This window comes from Allokutzneria albata (assembly GCF_900103775.1).
Lineage (GTDB): Bacteria > Actinomycetota > Actinomycetes > Mycobacteriales > Pseudonocardiaceae > Allokutzneria > Allokutzneria albata.
In genome coordinates this window covers 940131-961854 of record NZ_LT629701.1, presented here as the reverse complement: position 1 = coordinate 961854, position 21724 = coordinate 940131, and the positions used below count along the sequence as shown (strand labels likewise).

Here is a 21724-nt window from a genome sequence, read left to right as displayed (position 1 = left end):
AACCGCGCTGCGTCAGCGCGCTGCGACCAAGGGGAGTTCGCAGGCGGCCATCAGGGAGTCGGCCAGTTCCGTCGCGGTGTGCAGCACCTTTCGCCCGGCGCGGGTGGTCATGATCAGCCCGGCGTTGCGCAGCGCGCTGGCGTGCTCGGAGGCGGAGGACAGGCTGATCCCCGCCTGTGCGGCCAGTTCGGTCGTCCCCCTCGGCACGGCGGCGGCGCGCAGCACCGCGGCCCGGCGCGAGCCCAGCAGCGCGGAGAGGCTGTCCGAGGTCTGCCTGCCCAGGCGTGCCTTCACGACCGTCGTCGCGGCCGGGTACACCACGGTCACCGGTTCCCCAGGGCCGGCTGTGATCACCAACGTCCCCGGGAGCAGGCAGGAGGGGGCGAAGACCAGTCCGTGGTCCACCGGAACGCCGCGGTCGGCGGCGTTGTCCACGTCCACGGTCTGCCCTCGGTGGCCGACCGTCGACGGCAGCGACGCGATCGCCCTGGCCAGCCCTTCGCGCAGCAGGATGCGCCCGCGATGAGCCAGGTCGGTGTGCGCGGCGGAGGAGATCTCGGCCCAGCTCGGCTCCACCATCGCGCGGTAGCCCGCTTCGATGCCGCGCAGCAGGATGGCCCTGGCCGAGCGCTCCCCCGCGGCGAGACCGTGCAACCACGCCGCGGGCGGCCTCCCCTGGAACGCGGTGAACAGCTCGGAGCGCATCCGCGCCGCCGGGACCATCGCCAGCTCCTCCAGCGCCGCGCTGATCTCGGTGCGCCGCGAGATCACGAAGTCCGGCAGCTCGCCCTTCGGCGTGAACAGGTCGAACAGCGGGCGGATCGCCTCCGGCGCGTACCGCCGCATACCGGGCGACCGGGGCACCGCGCCGGCGCGCATGAGGGCCCCGATCAATTCGACGACGGGGAGCGGCCCGTCCGAGAAGCGCACCGCCTGGAACGCCTCCGAACTCACGTGCAGTCGAATCAAAACATCCACCCGCGTGCTTGTCGTGTGCCGCCCAGGCGAAGTGAAGCACGCGGCAATACACGCCTAATACAGCGTGATACACGACCAATACAATCGCGCCGGTGCAGTGGATCACGGTGGTGAGCACCGCGCTGGGGGCCCTGATCGCCCTGGTCGCGATGTTGCTCAACGAACGGGTCAAATGGCAGCGCGAGCAGGTGTCGAACCGCCGCAAGCAGTGCCACGAGATCTACGCGAGTTTCCTGTCCGCCCTCACCGAGGCGCACGAACGGATGCGCGAGTCGCCCGCGGCGGAGGTCCGGGACGCCTTCCGCGAGGCCAATTGCTACCCGTTGCGCTACCAGCTCGCGATCGTCGCCGGCCAGGAGGTCGTGGACGGCGGCGAGGCCGCGTTCCAGATCATCCGCGATATCCGCGACCTGCTCGCGCAGGGGGTGAGGATCGACTCCGCCGAGTACAAGGCGCTGCGCAAGCGGTTCGGCGCGGCACTCCGGGAGCTGCAGCGCCGCATGCGGTCCGAACTCGGTGTCGGGCCGATCGACCTCGCAGGCGGTTCCTGAGGTCAGCCCGAGGTGCAGCTGCGCAGCTGGACCTGCCCGAGGTGGCGCGTGGACTTGTTGCCGCGCTTGTCCGTCGCGGTGGCGGAGACCTTGATCGGCCCCGAAGGTCCCGCGTGGTCCTTGAGGCCGTAGGCGATCCTGGCCACCCACGCGCTGTCGTGCTTCATCGGCCAGGTCCTGGTCTTGCCGCCGATCGTGCCGGACAGCGTGACGCTGACGACCTCGGACTCGTCGGTGACCTGCACGGACACCTTCACGCTCGACGCGGGCCCCTCGCAGGTCTGTGCCAGCTTCGTATCGCTGAACACCGGCGACGCGAGCACCGGCCCCGCCGAATCGACCGGAGTCGTGGCGGTGGTCGGCGCCGTGGTCGTCGTGGCCGCTGTCGTGGTGGTCACCGACGTGGACGGCTGTTCCTCGCCGACCGGCAGCACCTCGTCGTTCTGCCGTAGTCGGCCCATCGAGGCCAGCACACCCACCGAGAGCACGCCGATCACCGCCAACCGCCCCAGCAACGCCTTGCCGAACGCCCCGCCGACCAGCTCCTGGTCACTTGCCATGCGCATACTTATGTCGCTTCCGGGGCCGCGTGTCACTACCCGTCAGGCTTTTGCCGGGCAGACCAAGGCAATGTGACGGTCAGGCCGAACCGAACACGTCCTTCCGCGTCGGCCGAGCAGGGGAGTGAGGTCTTCGACACCGACCACGGCGATCCCGGGTGGAGCGGGCACGGTGTGCGGCGGTTCGACGAGCAACGTCCAGCGGTCGCAGCCCGACAGGTCGTGTGCGCGCACCTGCGAACCGTCGACGCGCGCCGTCCGGTCGGGCAGCCGGTCGTTCTCGCCCAGGCCGCTGAGCAGCTGGTCGAGCGCACGAACGATTCGCTTGCTCCACAGTGCGATCGGCAGGAGCTGCCCCGGGCGTCCACGAGGTGGTGATCGAACGGCTCGCGGCGACCGAGGGCGCCCGAACCCTGCCGCTCCTGCCCACCGCGGAGTTCTGGTGGCGCTTCACGACCGCGATCGGCTTGCTGTTCAACGACGTCAGCACCTACACGGTGGTCCGCCCGCGACCGCCCCGGACTGGCTGAGCACCTTCATCGGCGCCGGGCTGTCCGCTCCTGCGAACGCCTGGCTCACCGCAGCTCCCCGCGCTCGTGCAGCGCGTCGAAGATCAACTGCCCGGCCGTGGACATCCGGTCCCGGTCGGCGTAGCCCAGCCAGCGGATCTCCTCGATCTCGCTGGTGGGCGCGGGGATCCCGGTGTGCTCGGCGGTGTAGCAGGTCACCCGGACCACCACCCCGTCGCTCTTGCCGTCCGCCTGCGCCTCGAAGGTGCCGACGTGCCGCGCGGTCTCCGGCGCGATGGCGACGGCCAGCTCCTCGGCGATCTCGCGCACCAGCGCCTGCAGGTCCGTCTCCCCCGCGTCGCGCTTGCCGCCCGGCACGTAGAAGAGGTCCTTGCCGTAGGAGCGCGCGCAGAGGATCCTGCCCTCCTCCAGGCGGATCCAGCCGATCTTGTCGATGAGCGTCACGGGGCAGACCCTAACGCCGGGTCATCTCCCGCACGAACGCGTTGGCGTCCGGCCGGAACATCAGCACCGATCCGGCCGCCGCGAACAGGCCCTTCATGATCGACAGGTACGCGAGCACCACGGAGTCCACCCGCCAGGACACCAGCGCCAGCAGCACCACGGCGGCGTAGCCGGTCAGCGCAAGACCGACGACGGTCAGGTAGATTCGCGGGCCGCGCCAGCCCATCCGCAGGTTCTTCGCACACCACAGCACCGTGAGCCCGCCGAAGAGGCCCGCGCTGTTGGCGGGCGAGGCCGGGTCGATCCCGCGGAAGAGGTTGACCACGACGAACAGCAGTGCCACCGCGCCGACGACGGCCCAGGCCAGAGCGGCGAGCTCGACGCTCCTGGGGCGGCGCGCGGGATCGCGCTCCTCCGGCTCGGTCACGCGAATCATGGTAGGGGCGGGCACAAGCGCGCTCCGGCATCTGCCTGGGCCCTCCCACCGTCCATAATGGGGGGTCGTCACTCTTCGTGGAGGGAGCCACGTGAACGCCCAGGTGGAAACGTTCGAGTTCCAGGCCGAGGTGCGCCAGCTGCTCCAGCTGGTGATCCACTCGATCTATTCGAACAAGGACGCGTTCCTGCGGGAACTGGTCTCCAACGCCTCCGACGCGCTGGACAAGCTGCGGCTGGCGGCGTTCCGGGACAAGGACCTCGCCGTCGAGACCGAGGACCTGCACATCGCGGTCGACGCCGACGCCGACGCCCGCACCCTGACCGTGCGGGACAACGGCATCGGCATGTCCCGCGACGAGGTCGTCCAGCTGATCGGCACCATCGCCAAGTCCGGCACCGCCGAGTTCCTGAAGCAGCTCAAGGAGACCAAGGACGCCGCGGGCGCGCAGGAGCTGATCGGCCAGTTCGGCGTCGGCTTCTACGCCAGCTTCATGGTGGCCGACCGGGTCACCCTGGTCACCCGCCGTGCGGGCGAGGACACCGGAACGAAGTGGGAGTCCGGCGGCGCGGGCACCTACACCGTCGAGTCGGTCCCCGACGCCCCGCAGGGCACCTCGGTGACGCTGCACCTCAAGCCGGCCGACGCCGAGGAGCAGACCGCCGACTACACCTCGCCGTGGAAGATCCGCGAGATCATCAAGCGCTACTCCGACTTCATCACCTGGCCGATCCGGATGGCCAAGCCGGCCTCCGGGGACGACGCTGCGACCGAAGTCGAGACGGTCAACTCGATGAAGGCGCTGTGGGCGCGGCCGAAGGAGGAGACCACCGAAGCCGAGCTGACCGAGTTCTACAAGCACATCGCGCACGACTGGGCCGAGCCGCTGGAGACCATCCGGCTGCGCGCCGAGGGCACCTTCGAGTACCAGGCGCTGCTGTTCATCCCCTCGCACGCGCCGCTGGACCTGTTCATGCGCGACGGCAAGCGCGGTATCCAGCTCTACGTCAAGCGCGTGTTCATCATGGACGACTGCGAGTCCCTGATCCCGGAGTACCTGCGCTTCGTCAAGGGCGTGGTGGACGCGCAGGACCTCTCGCTCAACGTCTCCCGCGAGACCCTGCAGCAGGACCGGCAGATCCAGCTGATCCGCAAGCGCCTGGTGAAGAAGGTCCTGTCCACGATCAAGGAGTTGCAGTCCTCCGCTGCTGAGGGAAGCGCTGAGAAGTACGCCAAGTTCTGGGGCGAGTTCGGCAAGGCGGTGAAGGAAGGTCTGATCGCCGACCCGGACAACCGCGAGGCCATCCTGGAGATCTGCTCCTTCGAGTCCACCGCGGACCCGGAGAAGCAGACCACGCTGCGCGAGTACGTGGAGCGGATGAAGGAGGGCCAGCAGGACATCTACTACATGACCGGTGACTCGCGCACGGTCATCGAGAACTCGCCGCACCTGGAAGCCTTCCAGGCCAAGGGCTACGAGGTCCTGGTGCTCACCGACCCGATCGACGAGATGTGGGTCGACGCGGTCACCGGCTTCGACGGCAAGCAGCTGAAGTCCATCGCCAAGGGCGAGGTCGACCTGCCGTCGGACTCCGACGCCGACCGCGAGGAGCAGGCGAAGGACTTCGCCGGGCTGCTGGGCTGGATGACCGAGAAGCTCGGCGAGAGCGTCAAGGAGGTCCGGCTCTCCAGCAGGCTCACCACCTCCCCGGCGTGCGTGGTCGGCGACACCCACGACCTCGCGCCGAACCTGGAGAAGATGTACCGGGCGATGGGCCACGAAGTGCCCAAGGTCAAGCGCATCCTGGAGCTGAACCCGACCCACCCGCTGGTGACCGGGTTGCGCAAGGCGCACGACGAGCGCCCCGAGGAGCCGGGCCTGGCCGAGACCGCCGAGCTGCTGCTGGGCATGGCCGTGCTGGCCGAGGGCGGCGACCTGGCCGACCCGGCGAAGTTCATCCGGGTGCTGGCCGACCGCCTGGAGCGCACGCTCTGATCCCCCGCGCCCCGGCCCGCTCACCGGTGGGCCGGGGCGCCTCTCGTCATCGTGGCGATCGCGATCACCGGGAAGAGGACCAGCCACAGGTTGGGCAGCCACCACGCGGGGTCGAACTCCGCGCGCAGCGCCCAGAAGGTGATCGCGGTCAGCCCGGCCGCGTGCGTCAGCGCCAGCGAGACCAGCGTCAGCGGATAGCCGCCCGGCGCCCCGGCTCTCACGCGCCACAGGGCGAGCAGGCCGAGCACGCTGGCGACCACGTCCAGCACGAGGAACGACCAGTTCCAGTCGATCAGCGCCCGCTCCGGGTAGGGCGGGATCAGCTCGACGGCCGTCGCGGTCCAGTAGCAGAGGAACCCGGCGTCGGTGACGAGCATCGAGCGCTTGATCCACCGGCTAGGCATGGTGCGCCCCGCTCAGCGAGAGGACGACCACGCCGGTGATGATCAACGCGATCCCCACCACGGCCGCGGGGGTCAGGGTTTCGCGGAAGACGACGGCGGCGATCACCGCGACCGCGGCCGTGCCCACGCCCGACCAGACCGCGTAGACGATGCCGACGTTGAGCGAGCGCAGCGAGACCGTCATCAGCGTGAACGCCCCGGCGTAGCCGAGGACGACGAGCACCAGCGGCAGCACCCTGACTTCGCGGGAGACCACCCGCAGCGTCAGCGTGGCCACCGTCTCCAGCGCCACAGCGCCCGCGAGGGCGAGCCAGGCGATCACGTGTCCTCCCCGTCGATCAGCGCGGAGAGCTGGGCGAAGACGCGGGCGTGCAACTCCGGCCCCGGCGGGGCGAGCCCGGCCAGCCGTGACAGCCACCAGCCGTCCACGGCCATCCGCACGAGCGTGGCGACCGCCGGGTCGAGGCCGTCCTCCTCCAGCCGCTGCTGCCAGCGCGCGTACATCGCGCGCAACGGCTCCAGCGCGGAGGGTTCGACCAGCGCGGCGGCGAAGAGCGCGGCCACCAGCCGATCCGAGTCCCCGTCGCCGCCGGCGCTCCATTCGCGGCCGATGGTGGACGACAGGTAGGCACGGGTGGCCGCGCGGGGCTGACCGGGAGCGGCCTCCAACGCACGGTCGAACTCCGCCACCACCCGCTCCACCATCGCCACGACCAGGGCGTTCTTGCTGCGGAAGTGGTAGAGCAGTCCCCCCTTGCTCACCCCGGCGCGCTCAGCGACGGCGTCCAGGGTCAGGTGTTGCGCACCGTCGCGGACCACGATGTCCGCTGCGGCGTCCAGCAGTCGGGTGCGGGTGTCGGCCATGCCGTCACTGTACCGTCCGGACGGTACAGCTCGGGCACGATCCGGTGCATCCAGGTGTCCGCATCCGATTGGCGGGTAACCGCAGCCGTGACCGCTGCCGAAGGAAGGAGAGCCCCGTGGGACTCGGCGACAAGCTCAATGAGCTGAAGGACAAGGCGCTGGACCAGCTCGGCAAGCACGGCGACAAGGCCGAGCAGGGCGTGGACAAGGCCGGTGAGTTCGCAAACGAGAAGACCGGTGGCAAGCACGCCGAGCACATCGGCAAGGGCGGCGACGCCCTCAAGGAGCAGATCCGCAAGCGCCAGGCGTGAGTACGCTGCCGTGAGTGATCTTCGAGAACGGTGAGCTGGTCGTCCCGCGCCTGCTCGACTGGGTGCGCGCCCGGCCCGACGTCCGGGCTGTGCTGCGCACCGGGTCGCGGGCGCGGGGCGAGGCCGACGCGTGGTCCGACCACGACATCGAGCTGTACAGCACCGATCCCGAGCCCTACCGCCGCTCCGACTGGCCGGCCGATCTCGGCCCCGTGCTCGCGAGCGTCGGCCTGGACGGCCCGTGGGACAACCCCGCCCGCCTGGTCGTCTTCGACGGCGGCCAGAAGATCGATTTCCAGATCGTCCCCGTCGACCGCCTCGCCCTCCTCGCGGAGGAGCTGGACGAGCTGCACGAGCGCGGCTACGAGATCCTGCTCGACCTGGACGGCGCCGCGGCCCGCCTCCCCGCCGCGTCCGGCTCCGGCCCCGAGGGCGAGCTACCCGATGAGCAGGAGTTCCGGGAGCACTGCGAGGAGTTCTGGTTCGAGCTCGCGCACATCCCCCGCTACGTCGCGCGCGGTGACTTGTGGGTGGCGAAGAGCCGTGACTGGGAGACCAAGGAACTGTTGCTGACCATGGTCGAATGGCACGCCCTCAGCCACTTCGGTCCCGATCACGACACCTGGCACAACGGCATCCGCATGCGCGAATGGGCCGCCCCCGGCGTATGGGAACGCATGGACGCCCTCTTCACCGGCTTCGCTCCCGAGGACATTCTGCACACCGCCAGCGCCACCGGAGCCCTTTTCGCCGACCTCGCCCGCGACGTCGCCCACCGCCACGGTTTCACTTATCCCGAGGCCGCTTCGCGCGCTTTCGCCACCGAGTAGCCTGGCGACTCAGTCGAGGCAGAATTCGTTGCCCTCGACATCTTCCATCCAGATGCACGACTCGTTCTCGTCATCGGCGGGCAACAGCCGCACCCGCACCGCTCCGAGCGCCACCAGCCGCGCACATTCCGCTTCGAGCGTCGCGAGCCGCTCGTCCCCGACGAGGCCCGTACCGACCCGCACGTCGAGGTGCACCCGGTTCTTGACGACCTTGCCTTCCGGAACGCGCTGGAAGTACAGCCTCGGGCCCACCCCTGTCGGGTCGCTACAGACGAACCACGCACCCCGGCGCTCAGGCGGCAGCGAGCTGTTGAACTCGTCCCACGTGCCAAACCCCTCCGGGGGTGGCGGCGCGACGTACCCCAGCACCTCACACCAGAAGCGAGCAACCCGCTCCGGTTCCGCGCAGTCGAAGGTGACCTGAACCTGCCTCACGATTGCCACCGACTCACCCTAGTGCGCACACCGCTCGGTGAAGACATGCCCGGTCGGCAGCATCCAATGTGTTCTCGGCGAACACGGCGCTGCACTGCGCGCGTTCCGGATGCTCGCTGTCACTGCCGTAGATCAGCATCGCCGTCTCGTTGTCCGCATCGACCGGCTCGCAGAGACCGGCAGCGATGGTGACGAGGAGCAAGTTCGAGCGAACCGATACCTCAGGGGCTGCTGCGAGGCGGAGCAGGAACGGCAGGGCTACCGGCCCGAAAACCGGGCGGCAGTGGCTTCCTTGGCCGCCGCGTCCGTCACGCACATCCGCCCGGCCTCCGGGCCGCTCGACATCGGCTCAGCGGAGCCTCACTCTCCCCACTCCGGAAATCCGTGCGCCACCGGGAAACACCTCCTGCTATCGTCTTGGACGAACGCCCAAGTCACTTGCCCAAGGAGGCGCCGTGCCACCCCACGTCCGTGACCGCCTCACCGGCGCAGCAACCGGCCTGATCGCCGAACTCGGCTGGGCAGGCGTCAGCACTCGCGTCCTGGCGGACCGCGCGGGCGTGACTCCGGGCCTCGTGCACTACCACTTCTCCTCCCTCCAAGCCCTCCTCACCGAAGCCGCGGTCGGCGCACTCACCCAGCTCGTCGGTGGCGTCGAGGCGCTGCTGGATCAAGTCCAGTCGCCGGAGGAAGCGGTCGACACGGTGCTCGGAGCGCTGTCGGAGCACGACGGGAACGACCCGATGTCCTTGCTGGTCACCGAGACCTACCTCGCGACGACGCGGGACGCCGGGCTGCGGGAAGCGGTGGGCGCGGTGCTCGGCGGCTTCCGGGAGCGGTTGACGGCGTGGTTCGCGGAGCGCGGCGTGGCCGCACCGGAAGCGACCGCGGCGGTGCTCGCGGCGACGGTGGACGGGTTGCTGCTGCACCGAGCCCTGCTGCCCGAGCCCGAGGCCACCGCGGCCGTGCTGCACCGGCTCGTGGCGGTGCGGTCATGAAGGTGGTGATCTGCGGGGCCGGGATCGCCGGGCTGGCGCTCGCGGTGCGGCTGACGGCGAACGGCGACGACGTCGTGGTCGTGGAACGCGCGCCCAGCCCCCGAACCCAGGGTTACATGATTGACTTCTTCGGGCCGGGGTACGAGGCGGCGGAGCGCATGGGGCTGCTGCCCCGGCTGCACGAGCTGGGCTACCGCGTTCCACGGGCCAGCTACGTGGACGAGGACGGCCGGGTGCGCGCCTCGCTCGGGTTCAGGCGTTTCGCGAGGGCGATCAACGGCGGGCTGGTCAGCATCATGCGGCCGGACCTGGAACTCGCGCTGCGGGAAGCGCTCCGAGCGGATCTGCGCTTCGGCACGACGGTCGCGCGCGTCGACAACCGCGCGGACGGCGTCGAGGTGCACCTGTCGGACGGCACCGCGGTGACGGCGGATCTGCTCGTGGGCGCCGACGGCATCCATTCCCCCGTCCGCGAAATGATCTTCGGCGAGGAGCGGGAGTTCCTGCGGTACCTCGGGTTCCACACGGCCGCGTTCACCTTCGAGGATGCCGAGGTCCGCGCGGCGGTGTCGGGCGGGTTCTGCCTCACCGACACCATTGACCGGCAGATGGGCTTGTACGCGCTGCGCGAAGGGCGGGTCGCCGCGTTCACGGTGCACCGAACGGCCGATCCCGCGCGGCCGGAAAACCCCACCGCCACCCTGCGCGAGGTGTACGGCTCGATGGGCTGGCTGGTCCCCCGCGCGCTCGCGAAGGCGCCCGAGGACATCTACTACGACCAGGTCGCGCAGATCGAGATTCCCCGCTGGAGTTCGGGGCGGGTCGTGCTGATCGGCGACGCCTGCCACGCCGTGTCGTTGCTGGCCGGACAGGGCGCGTCGCTGGGTTTGGCAGGCGCGGCGCTGCTCGCCGACGAGTTGCGCCAACGTCCGATCGCCGAAGCGCTGGCGGCCTACGAGCGCCGGTGGCGCCCGGTCGTCGAGGAGAAGCAGCGCGTCGCCCGCAGCGGGACGCGGTGGTTCCTGCCGGACTCGCGGGCGCGGTTGCGGGCGCGCCGGGTGGCGCTGAAGCTGGCGCGGCTGCCGATCGTGGACCGCGCCCTGGCGACCGCGCTCGTCGGCAAGCTCTAGGATTTGCTGCGATGAGCCCGACCCCCGGCAGCTACCCGGTCCGCTTCGGCACCGCGGAGCTGCTCAACGACCTGGATCGGCCGGACGGCTGGCTGCTCACCGTCGGCGGGGTCGCCCAGTCCTATGTGGACCTCGACGACCCGACCCACCTGGAGTTCGACTACGTGCGCCGGATCGGCGACGTGATCGACTGCCTCGGCGAGCCGGACGCGCCGGTGGACGCCGTGCACATCGGGGGTGCGGGCTGCACGCTGCCGCGCTACGTCGAGGCGACCCGGCCGGGATCGCGGCAGCTGGTCCTGGAGGCCGACGCGGAACTGGTCGAGCTGGTGTGGGCGCAGTTCCGCCTGCACGACGTGGCCGGGCTGAGCCTGCGCGCGGGCGACGGGCGCGCCGAGCTGGCCGGGCAGCCCGCCGGGTCGGCCGACCTCGTGGTGCTGGACGCCTTCGAACGCGACTCCGTGCCCTCTGCACTGTCCACAGTGGAGTTCTTCGCGGACGTGGTACGAGTGCTGCGTCCCTCCGGCAGCCTGGTCGCGAACATCTTCGACGGCCCGGGCCTCGAGTTCGCCAAGCGCCTGTCGGCCACGTTGTTCACCGCCTTCGAGCACGTGGTGGTGCTGGCGGAGCCGCGGGTGCTGCGCGGGCGCCGCTTCGACAACGTCGTGCTGGTGGCCTCGGCCGAGGAGCCGCCGGTGGAGTTGCTCTCGCGGCGGGCGGCCTCGGCGGTGTTCCCGGCGAGGTGCGTGCCGACCGAAGCCGTGAAGCGCTTGTGCGGCAAGGCGGAACCGATCATCGACGCCGCGCCGATGACGGCCCCGACGCTGCCGAAGGACCGGCTCGGCTTGTTCGGCTAGCGCCTGCGCGGGGCGTCCAGAACCGCGAACACCTCGCGCAGCGCGGCGGTGGCGGCCCGCAGGGTCGCCTCCGGCAACGCGGCGAAGACCTCGGCGTGCGCGGCGGAGTTGGCCAGGACCGCCCGCTCCGCCAGCTCCTTGCCCGCGTCGGTGAGCACGATCAGCGTGCCGCGCCCGTCGTCCGGGTCGCTCTCCCTGCGCACGAGCCCGCGCGCGGTGAGCCTGGTGATGATGTTGCTCGTCCCGCCGCTGGACAGCAGCAGCGACCGGCCCAGCTCGCTCGGCTTGAGCCGGTACGGCGCGCCCGAGCGGCGCAGGCCGACCAGCACGTCGAACTCCGCGGTGGTCAGCTCGAACTCGGGCAGCTCCCGCCTGGTCGCCGCGTCCAGATCGCCCGCCAGCAGCAGCACGCGCTTGACCAGCTCCGATGTCGGCCCGAGCGCCTCGGGCAGCTCAGTCCGCCAGGACGCGATCAACCGGTCGACCCTGTCGCTCACCCGGCCACGATATTCGACATCGGGATAGCTTTTTTGAAAGCTTTCTGTAAAGTACCGGCCCATGCTGATCCGGAACGCCACCTTGATCGACACCGCGCCCGCCCCGCGGGTGCTGCGCGGCTACGACCTGCTCATCGAGGACGGCCGCATCGCCGCGGTCGGCCAGGGCTTACCCACCCCCGGAGGGAGCGTCGTCGACGGCACCGGCCGCATCGTGCTGCCGGGCTTCGTCGACACCCACCGGCACACCTGGCTGACCGCCCTGCGCGGCAGCACCGCCGACATGGGCCTCATGGCCTACCTCGACCTGGTGCTGGGCCGCATCGCGCCCCGCTACAACCCCGCTGACGTCTTCCACAGCACGCTCGCCGGAGCGATCGAGGCGCTGTCATCCGGCGTCACGACCGTGCAGGACTTCGCGCACATCGCCTCCACGAAGGCGCACGCGGACGCAGGCGTCCGGGCACTGCGAGAGTCCGGAATCCGCGCGGTTTTCGCTTACGGACAGCCGGTTTTCGGTGAGGGAAGCGGCCCCGAGGGCGTCCGCGCCATCCATGAAGAGCACTTCGGCGGAGACGGCCTGGTGACGATGGCGCTCGCCGCGTCCGGCCCGTCGTACTCGCCGATGGACGCCGTGCGCGCGGAGTGGGCGCTGGCCGCGGAACTGGGCCTGCGGATCTACACCCACGTCGGGAGTGGGCCGGTCGCCGAGCGCCCGATCGACGCACTGCGCACCGCTGGGCTACTGCGGACCGACATCACGTTCGTGCACGGGAACTCCTTGCCGGACAGCGAACTCGCGTTGATCGCCGAGGCGGGCGCGGCCGTCTCGATCTGCCCGGCCGTCGAGGCGCGCATGGGTCACGGTGGCCCGATGGCCGATCGCCTCGCCGCGCACGGAGTTCGAACAGGGCTCGGTGTCGACGTGGTCAGCACCGTCGCCGGAGACATGTTCTCGCTGATGCGAGCGACCCTCCAGAGCAGTGGTCTGTCCACATCGGACGTTCTTGGACTGGCCACAGTGGACGGTGCGTCCGCACTGGGCATGGCCGACCAGGTCGGCTCGCTCACCGTGGGGAAGCAGGCCGATCTCGTTCTGCTCCGCGCGAACGATCCGAACCTGACCGGCGGTCACCACGACCTGGTCGGGACCGTGGTGACCGCTGCCCATCCCGGCAACATCGAGTCGGTCTTCGTCGCCGGAAAGCCCGTGCGCACCACGGTTCCGGCCGACCTCGCCGAAGCACTCCACGCCTCAGCGGTCAGGACGCGCGGTCTCGGTCGAGAAGGATGAAGGGAATCGTGACCAGAGCCAGGACGGCGCCGATCCAGGACACCGAGGTGACCGGGGCGCCCAGCGCGAGTGCTGCGGCGGCGAAGACCGGCGTGAGGCTGATGCCGAGCTGGAAGGCGGAGACCGTCGTGGCACCGGCGAGTGTCGGAGCATCGGCGGCGATGGTGAACACCCGCCCGTAGAGCGCGGGGTTGAGCACGAAGGCCGCGATCCCGAGCAGGAACACGATGGGCACCACAGCCGCTGGGTTGCCGGCGAACACGGCCAGGAGGACCGAGAGGACCGCGATGCCGATCGCTCCGAGGAGCAGGGCCTGGCGGGGACGCCGGTCGGAGATCCGTCCGCCGATGGACAGCCCGACGAACGCGCCGACGCCGAACAGCGAGAGGACGGCCGGGATCCACGCCTCGGAGACTCCGGTGACGTCGGCGGCCAACGCCGCCAGGTAGTTGAAGGTGATCATGTAGGCGGCGGTGCTCAGGATGGTGGCCGCGTAGACGCCCCACAGGCGTGGTTTGCGCATCGTGCCGAGTTCCCGCCGCACGCTCGGCTTCGCCGCGGACTTCGTGGCGGGCAGTCCGAACGCGCAGGCGATCGTGCTGATGACCGTGAGGACGACAACTCCCCAGAATCCGCCTCGCCATTCCGTGAGGTGGCTGAGCAACGTGCCCAGCGGGCCCCCGGCGACCATGGCCACGCTGAGCCCGCTGACCACGACACCCGAGGCTCGGGCGTTGCGGTCGGGAGTGACCAGGCTGATCGCGGTCACGGTGGCGACGGCGAAGAAGCCTGCGTAGGCGAGGCCGGAGACGAACCTGGTGATGAGCAGAACCCAGTAGTCGGTGACCAGGCCGACCGCGACCGCGGCGGCGAAGACGAGCTGGGTGGTCATCAGCGCGGTACGCCGCGGCCAGCGCAGGCTGAGGACCGCGAACGGCGGTCCGCCGAGGACCACGCCGAGGGCGAACGCCGTGATGAGGGCGCCCGCGGACGACAGGGAGACGTCGAGGTCGGTCGCGACCGACGGCAGTACGCCCGCCATCAGGAACTCGGCGCTGCCCATCGTGAACAGGCCGAACGCGAGCAGGTACACCCCGACCGGCAGCCGGTCGGATCGGGGGACCTGGCCCTGTTCGGTGATCGTGCTCCATTGAGTGTCCATTGATCGTCACCTCCGCGGCCAAGCATCCGCACCACGGGTCGCGTTCGGCAAAGGACGTTGCCGAAACCGGGACGAGGTGCTGGGCTGGACACCGTGGAGCTGCAACCTGCTGTCACCGCCGCGCTGGACCAGATCGCGCCGCGTCTGCGCCGCGCGAGGGAGAAGAAGGGGGTGACCCTGGCGGAGCTGCACCGGAGCACCGGCATCTCCACCAGCACCCTGTCCAGGCTGGAGTCCGGGCAACGGCGGCCCAGCCTCGAACTGCTGTTGCCGATCACCGCCGCTCTCGGCCTGCCGCTCGACGAGATCGTCTCCTCCCCTCGGGTCGTGGACCCCCGGGTTCCCCAGGTCTCGGCCCGGGTGGACGGCAGGGTGCTCGTCCCGCTGACCCGGCACCAGGGCGAGCCGCGCGCGTACAAGATGACGATCCCCGCCGAGGACAAGGAACCCTGGCTGCGCAAGCACGCCGGGTACGAGTGGCTTTACGTGCTGCGGGGCCGGCTCCGGCTCGTGCTCGGCGACCAGGACGTCGTGCTGGGCCCGGGCGAGGCCGCCGAGTTCGACTGCCAGACCCCGCACTGGTTCGGCGCCGCCGGGCGCGGCAGCGTCGAGGTGCTCAGCCTCTTCGGCAAACAGGGCGAACGGATCCACGTCCGAGCGCGGACCAGAAGCTAGCTCGTGTCGCAGCTTGTCCCCGCACTAGAAGGGTGCCGGGTCGGCGATGGGTTCGAGTTCGGTCTCGATCACCTTGCCACTCGGTGTGGTCCACGCGTGCGTTCCGTCCGGCCGGTTCTCGCAGGACCAGTTGGAGTGGGTCTTCATCCGGTGGTGATGCCTGCACTTCGGCCGCAGATTCGCGACCGTGGTGTTGGTCCCGTCAAAGGGACAACAATGATCCAGATCGCAGCGGTGCGCCGGTTGGTTGCAGCCAACCATCGTGCACGTCGGATACCGCGCGTTGATCAGCTCGCGTTGCGCCGGGGTCGGCCGGTAGGTGGTGATGTGCTCAGCCATCCCGGTCACCGGGTCAGTCAGGATGCGCTTCCAAATCCCGTTCGCCGCCACATCCGCCACGATCTCCGCGGGCAGCGGCCCGTACCCGGCCAGCATCACCGGGTCTGTGGTCAGGCCCAGGATGTTGGTGATCGGCATCGTCAGGTTCACGCACACCTCCCCCTGCGGGGCGGGTGTTTCCTTGCCCATCAACAGATCCGCCGCAACGTCTGACCGTTTCTGGTCCAACGTGCGGTCGTCTTTCGGCAACGCGCGGGCGATGCGGTCGATGCGATCGAAAGCCAGGGCCGCGTCGAGGGCAGGCAAAACGACGCGCAGGGAGCACATGCCGTCGTCGAGGTTGAACTTCTCCACCAACCGCTGCTTGCGCTTCTCCTTGTGACGCCGCAGGGCTGCCTCGGCATCCAGCTTGAGGACATACCGCCGGGCATACCGTTGAGAGGCGGTGTAGTTGTGCGTCGCGGCATGGTTGATCAGCACGGGTTCGGCGATCGCCTGATTGGCCGCGTCGAGGACACTGACCTGATCAATAATCATCAACGCCTTGCCCTCATCGATCCGACCCTCCGACAACGCTTCCAACACCACCGGGTGCTCCACCAGCGACATGGCCCGATCGATCAGCTTGTTGCCCTTGACCTGGGAAACACGCAGCAGCGGCATCAGAACATCCCCCGCGTACTGCTGCACTTGCGGATCCAGGTCGTCATAGAGCTTCACCAGGATCGAGGCGAAGTCCGCCACCGCACGCCCGATCGCGGCGTAGGCGGCCACGACGTCGCCTTCGATATCGGCAGGGGCCATACTCCTATTTTAGCGTCCGCAAATAGTGGATCATGGCTCTACGGAGTGAACTTTCCCTTACGCCCCAACGATTTCAGCAAACGAAAGCCAGTTCCAGCTGGCGCGAGGTAAGGCTGGGACGGTCGGCTTTACCTGGGGTGCGCGTGCCATACGCTTCCCGCGAGGGCCGGAGTTTCACCCCGTGCCCCCGTGAGGCCCAAGGGCACGCGCAAGGGGCCCCAGGCCAAGCCGACCCCGCGCCGGAAGCCCAGCAAAGCCAAGCCCACCTAGTCGTACTGATTGCGAATCCGCCGAACCGGCGCTTCCACAACAGGAAGTTCAGGCGCCTGAGTACCAAGGCGCGCGGTCATGGCGCGAACGCGTTCCCGAAGAGCCTCAGCCGCACGATCAGTACCGGGCGTCGTCGTCGCAGGGTGGCGGATGATCGTGCGGTGTTGCGACTGCGCCGCGGTGAGCAGGCCGTCCGATACGCCGGGCAGCGCGAGGAACGCAAGGGAAAGCAGGCCGGGCTCCATCTCGTGCGTGCGCAGCCGACGACGGTGGACGACGCGGACGGGCATGTCGAACTGCAGCGAGGGCGACGAGCCGGACAGGGCCACCTTCAGCATCGACAGGACGGCCTCCTTCGCCTTGGTGGCGACCAAATCGGTGGCCTTGCGCGCACCGGGGACCGGCGGCAGGACGAAGGTGGCTCGCTGCACCGCCTTGTCGATCATCGACGTGGTGACCACCTCGAAGGCGGGGCGGGTGTGGATCTCCCGGATCTCCTTCCACGGCACCGCTTTCTTCTGGTCGATGGCCAGTCCCTCGGCCGAGACGTGGATGCGCCCGAGCCGGTCGATCAGCGCTCTGGGGACCGGCAGCGCGGACGGCAGGAACGGGGCGATGACCTTGCTGGCCGACATCTCCCACGCCGGGCCGGTGGCGCACTCCGAGACCAGGTTCCGGACGTGGTCGGGCAGTCGCTCGTACATCACTGACCATCTCCTCTGAGTGCGTTGATCAGGGCGATCGACCACGGGAACCGGTACTCCACCGGCAGTTCCGCGGTCAGGTGGGCCTCGCCGAGGGCGGAGCGGACCACGGCCTCCGCGAACAGGGCCGAGATCGTCACGTCGAGGTCGCGTTCGGCGAGCTGCCGCGCGAACTCGGCGACGGCGGCGCGGTCGAGCTCCGGCCAGCGCGCGCGGGCGACCTCGGCGAGGGCCCGGGTGACGAGCGCGTCGTCGGGGAAGGCCGAGCGTTGCTGCCGCGCGCAGTACTCCTCCAGCGCCGCGGTCCTGCCGTGGCGCAGCTCGTCGAGGGTGTGCCGGAGGTCAGCGTCGTTTCCGGGCATCGATGATCTGCACCGCCTTCGTCACGCAGTTGATGGTGATCAAGGTGATGCTCAGCGCGAGCTGTCCGATCACCTGTTCCGGGCCGAACTCCGAAGTGGTCGGCGGCGGGTCGTAGGTCTGCTCGTTCGAGATCAGCGACAACGTCGTCTGCGCGGTCCGTTCGGCCAGGTCCACCGCGTCCTGTGCGGTCTGCACGAGCTCTTCGCCCGGCATCGTCACCCCGCACGCGTCGAGGTAGGCCAGCATGGCCTCCTCGGCACGGACGAGTTCCTGTTGCGCGGCATGGATGTGGCCGAGTGCGAGCAGGCACCGCAGGACCGCAACATGGACCCGATCATCATTGGATCCACTGTGGACGATTGCGAGGGCCCGCCGGTACTGGTCGAGTTGGAACCTGCACCGGCCGAGGTGCGCTCGCTCATTGCGAGCGCATACGACCGCACCCTTGATGTCCTCGGCGACTTCACCGATGAGGCTCATCGGTCAGCCTCCACAGACGACGCAGCCGTGCGAGGTGTGCGGTGTGGTGCCGCCGCACGAGGCGCAGTAGTCGGGGAAGTTCCGATCACCGCGCCCGCCGCCGGCGGCCTTGCTTCCGCATTGGACGCAGTACGGCATGGAGAGCCCGCCCGAGACGTGCGCGGTCACGCCGACGCAGCTGTTGCAGTAGCGACCGAACTGTCCATCCGGGTACTTCGCGGGCTCCGCTGCGGGCCGCGCAGATTGGCCGGAGGAGAACGAGAAGGTCGGCACGGGCAGCATCCCCTGAGTCCGCCGGACCGCGGCGAGGCCCACCTGCCCGACCCGCCCCATGATCCATTCGGTGCGCGCGAGGGGCTGCTTCCACTCGGTGCTGAGCATCGCGCGGGCCCAGTGCGCGATGAGCGCCACGAGCACGATCCGGTGCGCCCAGTCCCCGGTCTCGAAGTTCACCATGAGAATCAGCAGCCCGGCTCCCGCGGCCACGGCGCTGGTCAACGCACCTCGCTTGAACAGGGCGACCAGTGAAGCGAGGACGAGCACCGCGGCGCCCGGGCCGGTTGCCGCGCCGATCGTGCAGGCGACCACCTCGATCTCCAACGGCCGTCGCGCGATCGCGACCACCATCGAGTCCGTGATCGTCTTTCCCTTGTTCACCAGGGCGCGCAGCCGCTGCTCGTCAGCGGCCCGCATCAGCCGGGCGAAGCCGTGCACCAGCACCACGAAGACCACGCCGAGGAACCACTGCGGCTCGGCCGCGACGAGATCGGTGCTGGACGGCGGTGAACCGCTGGCCGCGAGCATCGCCAACGGCATCAGCCCGATCGCCCAGATCCACCCGGGAACCCGGCCCGGCCCGAGCGCGATCAGCACGAGCCCCGTGATGATCGGCGGCACGACCGCGGGCACCACCGCCGTGCCGCGCACCGTCACGCCGAGCACGATGGCGAAGAACACGCAGGCGCCCAGCCAGACCCCGCCCACCCAACGCGGGGAATTCCACGTGTTCTCAGGCGTTTCTCCGACGTCACCGGTGATGAAGCGCTCGATCTCGTCGAGGTGCGAGCCGATGTCGAGGTCGGCGGGGGCGGACAGGTCGGGGGTGACCGCGGGCGGCAGCCCGGCGGCGGTCCGGTCGTCGAGCGCGGGCCGGGCGGCCGCGACGGCCTGGGCCCAGAGGCCCTCCACCCGGTGGTCGACCCGGGCGACCTCGTCGGCGGCGCCCAGCTCGGTCATGGCCCTGCGGTACTGCTCGATCGGGTTCATCGGGGTTCTCCTGAACGGACTGGTGCGAACGGCACGAGCGGGCGCGGCCTGCTGTGGGCCGCCCGGTCGAACCACAACCCGCGCCGGGGCCGGGGATGCCACGTGATCAGGTCCGCTCCGGGCAGGCCGGACAGCTCGCTGCCCTGGACGTCCAGCGCGACCCAGATCCCGATCTGGTCGTCGAACTGGGTTCCGAAGTCGGACAGGTCCTGCTTGAGCCGGTGCACACCGCGCCACCAGGCCAGCAGGTGCACACCGGTTTCCGGCGCGTCGGCGAGGATCTGGCGCAGCAACTCGTGTCCGGTCGACCCGTTCGCACAGGGTTGGCGCAGAACCGAATGGGCCGCGTCCACCCCGGCGAACACCACGTAGTGGCGCGGCCCCGGTGACGCCGGCTCGGCGAGCCCGCTCAGGAAGGCCGGGATGTCTTGCCGTTCAACGAAATCCGGCCGATGGCCGTGCGCCGCGAGCAGGTGGCGCACATCAGCGGCGATGCTGTCGGAACCTCCTGAGACCACGGTGAACCGCGCGTCCGCCACCGTGCACTGCTTGGCGAGGGACGCTGTCGCGGCGGACAGCACGCCGTGCACCTCGTCCGGCCTGGTGCCGATGACCGCGATGTTGCGACCGGGAGCACCGTTCAGCACGACCTGGGCACTGCGGTCGGCGACGTCGAAGGTCCGCCCGAGCAATGCCACGCGCTCGCCGGCCGGACTCGCCCGCAGGGCACGGTAATCAGCCGCAGCGAGCAGCTCGGGCACGTGATCACCGTCGAAGACCGAGGGCTCCGGAGCGTCCACGCGACGCCGATCCCACAGCTGGAGCTGGGTCCCGGCCAGCACGGCGTCGTCGAAGTGCGGGATGCGGACTCGGCGGTCGTGTCCGCGAACGCCGGACTGGTGGTTGACGATCGCGTGGTAGCGGGGCAGGGCCAGGGCCGCCTCGTTGTCGTCGGCCAGCACCCGCGTCGCCCCCGGCAGCGCGACGCGCAGCGTCAACTGCGCCACCAGGGCGGGCCGTCCCCACAGCGCCTCGATACCGGAGACGTCCTGACTGGACAGCACCAGGTGGATGCCGAACGAACGCCCTCGCCGAGCGAGATCTTCCAGCAGCGTCGCGGCTTCCTCGGTGACGGCGTCCCGGTCGGCGAGCAGCACCTGGAACTCGTCGACGACCGCGACCACCCGCGGCCACCGGCCGGCCGGATCGGCCTCGCGCAGGCCAGCGATGTCCTTGACCCCGTGACGCTTCACCGCGGCCGAGCGGATGCGCAGCTGCTCGGCCAGGTGCCGAAGCATCGCCAGGCCGAACTCCCGGTCCTGGTTGATGTTCACGCCGATCAGGCGCGCGTGCGGCAGCCAGCTGGGATCGGCGGCGCTCGGGGCGAAGGCCGCGAAGGACACGCTCTCCTTGAAGTCCAGCAGGTGGAACTCGACCTCGTCCGGGCTGTACCGGGTCGCCAGGCCGATGAGCAGCGCGTAGATGAAGTTCGTCTTGCCCGATCCGCTCGGCCCGCCGATGAGCGCGTGCGGCGGCGAGTCCCCCAGCCGCAACCGCTCCACCGCGCCACCGACGTCACCGACGGCCGCGACCAGACCGTCCTTTGTGGACTCCGTCCACCAGTGCTCCGGCAGCAGGCCGGTCGCGGGCACACCGCCGCGGCTGAGCCGTTCGTCGAGTGCGCTCATCGCGGGCGAGCCGGGGATCGGGACGCCGTCCGGCCGCACGTCCAGCAGCGGACCGGTCGTGGTGGCGCGGATCCGGCGCGGGCTGACGTGGACGGTCTCGGCGACCACGCCGGGCGGAACCGGGGTGTCGATCAGGATGGCGTGCAGCCCGCACTCGGGCCCGGCGCGCAGCAGCCACGCCAGCTCCTCCATGTGCTGTGCGCTGAGCACCGATCCGAGATCGGAGAGGATCAGCAGCCGCCAGTGGTCCCGCCCGGTCCGCCGGATCCGCTCGACGTCCTGGTTCAGCCGGGCGAGCAGGTTGTCCATCTGGCCGGGACCGGTCGGGTCGATGTCGAAGGCCAGCCGCTGCTCGTAGACGTCGTCGCGGTCCAGGAACGCAGGCATGAAGCGATCGCCGACGACCAGCAACGACCTCGGCGGTGTGCTCGCCAGGGCGCGCAGCACGAGGTTGTCCACGATCGCCGACACCTCGGCGGCGCACTCGTGCGCGAGTGTCCCGTGCCACGAGGGGTCGGGCGGGTTGATCACGACGTGCCCGCTGCCGAGCAGCGGGAGCACCACCGGGAGGTCCGCGCACCGCCCCGCCCCGAGTCCGACGCGGGCGGTGCCGAACCGCAGCGGCCCCGGAGCACCGTCCACCTCGGCGAACCGGGTGACGTGGTGCCAGTCCGCGAGGGCTTCCGTGGGAGTGATCCCCCGGAGCACGCCCAGCACGTGCTCGACGGGCCCGCCGATGCCGGTGGCGGGAACGGCCGCGCCGCGCCGCGCCCTCGCGCTACCCCTCGCGAGCGCGAGGCCGTCGTGGACGCGGTTGAGCGCCATCAGGAACTCGGCCTGGTCCTGGTCCACGACGGC

The 21724-nt window shown here is 70.1% G+C and carries 26 protein-coding genes; 10 read left to right on the top strand and 16 right to left on the bottom strand.

What is annotated here, in order from left to right; all coding sequences use genetic code 11:
* Positions 1–12: 12 nt before the first annotated feature.
* A complete protein-coding gene (locus tag BLT28_RS04190) occupies positions 13–954 on the bottom strand; it encodes an ArsR/SmtB family transcription factor (RefSeq protein ID WP_052407563.1) in 942 nt (313 codons plus the stop codon).
* Between the two features lie 116 nt (positions 955–1070).
* On the opposite strand from BLT28_RS04190, the gene BLT28_RS04185 reads away from it, so the two are divergent.
* On the top strand, positions 1071–1529 hold the full coding sequence (locus tag BLT28_RS04185) for a hypothetical protein (RefSeq protein ID WP_030430776.1): 459 nt from the start codon (positions 1071–1073) through the stop codon (positions 1527–1529).
* 2 nt (positions 1530–1531) lie between these two features.
* On the opposite strand, the gene BLT28_RS04180 is transcribed toward BLT28_RS04185, so the two are convergent.
* A complete protein-coding gene (locus tag BLT28_RS04180) occupies positions 1532–2089 on the bottom strand; it encodes a hypothetical protein (RefSeq protein ID WP_083383650.1) in 558 nt (185 codons plus the stop codon).
* 374 nt (positions 2090–2463) lie between these two features.
* On the opposite strand from BLT28_RS04180, the gene BLT28_RS39700 reads away from it, so the two are divergent.
* Positions 2464–2619: a hypothetical protein gene (locus BLT28_RS39700; RefSeq protein ID WP_156051153.1), complete on the top strand. Its 156-nt coding sequence runs from the start codon at positions 2464–2466 to the stop codon at positions 2617–2619.
* 45 nt (positions 2620–2664) lie between these two features.
* On the opposite strand, the gene BLT28_RS04170 is transcribed toward BLT28_RS39700, so the two are convergent.
* Complete coding sequence (locus BLT28_RS04170; protein ID WP_030430779.1) at positions 2665–3063, bottom strand: NUDIX hydrolase; 399 nt, start codon at positions 3061–3063, stop codon at positions 2665–2667.
* Between the two features lie 10 nt (positions 3064–3073).
* A complete protein-coding gene (locus tag BLT28_RS04165) occupies positions 3074–3490 on the bottom strand; it encodes a hypothetical protein (protein WP_030430780.1) in 417 nt (138 codons plus the stop codon).
* A gap of 100 nt (positions 3491–3590) precedes the next feature.
* Here BLT28_RS04165 and htpG point away from each other — a divergent pair, with 100 nt between their 5' ends.
* Complete coding sequence (gene htpG, locus BLT28_RS04160) at positions 3591–5495, top strand: molecular chaperone HtpG (RefSeq protein WP_030430781.1); 1905 nt, start codon at positions 3591–3593, stop codon at positions 5493–5495.
* 20 nt (positions 5496–5515) lie between these two features.
* Here the strand turns inward: htpG and BLT28_RS04155 are convergent, their stop codons facing one another.
* From BLT28_RS04155 to BLT28_RS04145, 3 genes are read right to left on the bottom strand one after another with little or no spacing between them, the layout of a single operon-like run.
* Positions 5516–5899, bottom strand: coding sequence for a DUF5360 family protein (locus BLT28_RS04155; protein WP_030430782.1), 384 nt, complete (start codon positions 5897–5899; stop codon positions 5516–5518).
* Positions 5892–6221: a DMT family transporter gene (locus tag BLT28_RS04150; protein WP_052407564.1), complete on the bottom strand. Its 330-nt coding sequence runs from the start codon at positions 6219–6221 to the stop codon at positions 5892–5894. Before BLT28_RS04150 ends, BLT28_RS04155 begins: the two co-directional genes overlap by 8 nt.
* Entirely contained in the window at positions 6218–6763 is a 546-nt protein-coding gene (locus tag BLT28_RS04145) for a TetR/AcrR family transcriptional regulator (RefSeq protein WP_030430784.1), read from the bottom strand. The genes BLT28_RS04150 and BLT28_RS04145 overlap by 4 nt, the downstream gene beginning before the upstream one ends.
* A 116-nt stretch (positions 6764–6879) precedes the next feature.
* Here BLT28_RS04145 and BLT28_RS04140 point away from each other — a divergent pair, with 116 nt between their 5' ends.
* Together BLT28_RS04140 and BLT28_RS04135 are read left to right on the top strand one after the other, a co-directional pair.
* Positions 6880–7074, top strand: a complete 195-nt coding sequence (locus BLT28_RS04140; protein ID WP_030430785.1) for an antitoxin — start codon at positions 6880–6882, stop codon at positions 7072–7074.
* 14 nt (positions 7075–7088) lie between these two features.
* On the top strand, positions 7089–7904 hold the full coding sequence (locus tag BLT28_RS04135) for an aminoglycoside 6-adenylyltransferase (protein WP_081900452.1): 816 nt from the start codon (positions 7089–7091) through the stop codon (positions 7902–7904).
* Between the two features lie 9 nt (positions 7905–7913).
* On the opposite strand, the gene BLT28_RS04130 is transcribed toward BLT28_RS04135, so the two are convergent.
* Complete coding sequence (locus tag BLT28_RS04130; protein WP_030430787.1) at positions 7914–8348, bottom strand: VOC family protein; 435 nt, start codon at positions 8346–8348, stop codon at positions 7914–7916.
* Positions 8349–8794: 446 nt separating this feature from the next.
* Here BLT28_RS04130 and BLT28_RS04125 point away from each other — a divergent pair, with 446 nt between their 5' ends.
* Genes BLT28_RS04125 through BLT28_RS04115 form a run of 3 tightly spaced genes read left to right on the top strand, consistent with a single transcriptional unit; the run spans position 8795 to position 11324 of the window.
* Complete coding sequence (locus BLT28_RS04125) at positions 8795–9337, top strand: TetR/AcrR family transcriptional regulator (protein WP_030430788.1); 543 nt, start codon at positions 8795–8797, stop codon at positions 9335–9337.
* Positions 9334–10467: an FAD-dependent oxidoreductase gene (locus tag BLT28_RS04120; protein ID WP_030430789.1), complete on the top strand. Its 1134-nt coding sequence runs from the start codon at positions 9334–9336 to the stop codon at positions 10465–10467. The genes BLT28_RS04125 and BLT28_RS04120 overlap by 4 nt, the downstream gene beginning before the upstream one ends.
* 11 nt (positions 10468–10478) lie before the next feature.
* The gene (locus BLT28_RS04115; protein WP_030430790.1) at positions 10479–11324 is read left to right on the top strand and encodes a spermidine synthase; all 846 of its coding nucleotides are present in this window, start codon (positions 10479–10481) and stop codon (positions 11322–11324) included.
* Here the strand turns inward: BLT28_RS04115 and BLT28_RS04110 are convergent.
* Positions 11321–11821, bottom strand: coding sequence for a MarR family winged helix-turn-helix transcriptional regulator (locus tag BLT28_RS04110; RefSeq protein WP_043812365.1), 501 nt, complete (start codon positions 11819–11821; stop codon positions 11321–11323). The two genes, BLT28_RS04115 and BLT28_RS04110, sit on opposite strands and share 4 nt — an antisense overlap.
* 61 nt (positions 11822–11882) lie before the next feature.
* On the opposite strand from BLT28_RS04110, the gene BLT28_RS04105 reads away from it, so the two are divergent.
* Positions 11883–13115 (top strand): amidohydrolase family protein, encoded by a 1233-nt coding sequence (locus BLT28_RS04105; RefSeq protein ID WP_043812367.1) that lies wholly within the window; start codon positions 11883–11885, stop codon positions 13113–13115.
* Here the strand turns inward: BLT28_RS04105 and BLT28_RS04100 are convergent.
* Positions 13084–14277: an MFS transporter gene (locus tag BLT28_RS04100; protein WP_052407565.1), complete on the bottom strand. Its 1194-nt coding sequence runs from the start codon at positions 14275–14277 to the stop codon at positions 13084–13086. The two genes, BLT28_RS04105 and BLT28_RS04100, sit on opposite strands and share 32 nt — an antisense overlap.
* Before the next feature lie 93 nt (positions 14278–14370).
* Between BLT28_RS04100 and BLT28_RS04095 the strand changes: the two genes are divergently transcribed.
* Positions 14371–14952 carry a helix-turn-helix domain-containing protein gene (locus tag BLT28_RS04095; protein ID WP_030430794.1) on the top strand — a complete coding sequence of 194 codons (582 nt, stop codon included), beginning with the start codon at positions 14371–14373 and terminating at the stop codon, positions 14950–14952.
* 24 nt (positions 14953–14976) lie between these two features.
* Here BLT28_RS04095 and BLT28_RS04090 read toward each other — a convergent pair whose 3' ends face one another.
* The 6 genes from BLT28_RS04090 to BLT28_RS04065 form a co-directional block, all read right to left on the bottom strand.
* Positions 14977–16095: an HNH endonuclease signature motif containing protein gene (locus BLT28_RS04090; protein WP_083383648.1), complete on the bottom strand. Its 1119-nt coding sequence runs from the start codon at positions 16093–16095 to the stop codon at positions 14977–14979.
* 266 nt (positions 16096–16361) lie between these two features.
* On the bottom strand, positions 16362–17069 hold the full coding sequence (locus BLT28_RS04085; protein WP_030433736.1) for a hypothetical protein: 708 nt from the start codon (positions 17067–17069) through the stop codon (positions 16362–16364).
* Positions 17069–17431: a hypothetical protein gene (locus BLT28_RS04080; RefSeq protein ID WP_030433737.1), complete on the bottom strand. Its 363-nt coding sequence runs from the start codon at positions 17429–17431 to the stop codon at positions 17069–17071. The genes BLT28_RS04085 and BLT28_RS04080 overlap by 1 nt, the downstream gene beginning before the upstream one ends.
* The gene (locus tag BLT28_RS04075; RefSeq protein ID WP_030433738.1) at positions 17412–17912 is read right to left on the bottom strand and encodes a hypothetical protein; all 501 of its coding nucleotides are present in this window, start codon (positions 17910–17912) and stop codon (positions 17412–17414) included. The genes BLT28_RS04080 and BLT28_RS04075 overlap by 20 nt, the downstream gene beginning before the upstream one ends.
* A gap of 3 nt (positions 17913–17915) precedes the next feature.
* Complete coding sequence (locus tag BLT28_RS04070; protein ID WP_030433739.1) at positions 17916–19178, bottom strand: hypothetical protein; 1263 nt, start codon at positions 19176–19178, stop codon at positions 17916–17918.
* Complete coding sequence (locus BLT28_RS04065; protein WP_052408258.1) at positions 19175–21718, bottom strand: FtsK/SpoIIIE domain-containing protein; 2544 nt, start codon at positions 21716–21718, stop codon at positions 19175–19177. The genes BLT28_RS04070 and BLT28_RS04065 overlap by 4 nt, the downstream gene beginning before the upstream one ends.
* Positions 21719–21724: the final 6 nt, after the last annotated feature.